The 551-nt window shown below is 68.4% G+C and carries 2 protein-coding genes; one reads left to right on the top strand and one right to left on the bottom strand.

Features of this window, described 5'->3' with window-relative positions; translation table 11 throughout:
• Window positions 1-250, top strand: a 250-nt coding sequence (locus tag AAE045_RS24145; RefSeq protein ID WP_455549829.1) for a hypothetical protein, incomplete at its 5' end; no start/stop codon positions are given.
• 15 nt (window positions 251-265) lie between these two features.
• Here AAE045_RS24145 and AAE045_RS24140 read toward each other — a convergent pair.
• Window positions 266-551, bottom strand: a 286-nt coding sequence (locus AAE045_RS24140; RefSeq protein ID WP_455549828.1) for an alpha/beta hydrolase family protein, incomplete at its 5' end; no start/stop codon positions are given.

Here is a 551-nt window from a genome sequence, read left to right as displayed (position 1 = left end):
GGTGTCGCTGCGCGACTTCATTCGTCAGGCGCTGGATCTGGATCCGATCCCGGCCTCGGTCACCATTCCGCGCCAGGGTCCCGCAAGGCCCTCGGCCGGTGCGAAGGGCAAGGGCGATGCGGGTGACAAGGGCGGTGGAAAAGGGGGCGGAGGCGGAGGGATGGGCGGTGGAGGCGGGGGTGGCATGGGAGCAATGGGCGGTGCTGGCATGGGGGGCGGAGCGGAGGATGCCGCCGATACCCATCGCTGAGCGAGGCGCGTCACCTCACGGCGAGGCGGCCGCCCCGATCCGGTAGGGCGGCGGCGTCGCGCCCATCAGATGCGTGACGAAGTAATCCCACATCCGGCGCATGTAGTAATCGTCGTTGCGGAAGAGTTCGTGGTCCTGGTTGGGCAGGTAGAGCAGGTCGTAGTCCTTGTTGGCCAGCGTGAGGGCGCGCGCCAACTGCAGGGTCAGCGCCGGCATCGCGTTCTCATCCAGGTCGCCGTAGACCAGCATCAGCCGACCCTGCAGGCGATCGGCCAGTGCATCGTTGGCCAGCGGCTGGACC

This window comes from Dryocola clanedunensis, assembly GCF_038405435.1.
GTDB classification, from domain to species: Bacteria; Pseudomonadota; Gammaproteobacteria; order Enterobacterales; family Enterobacteriaceae; genus Dryocola; species Dryocola clanedunensis_A.
Note: the sequence above shows the minus strand (reverse complement) of the source record. Positions and strands in the feature narration are given on the sequence as shown.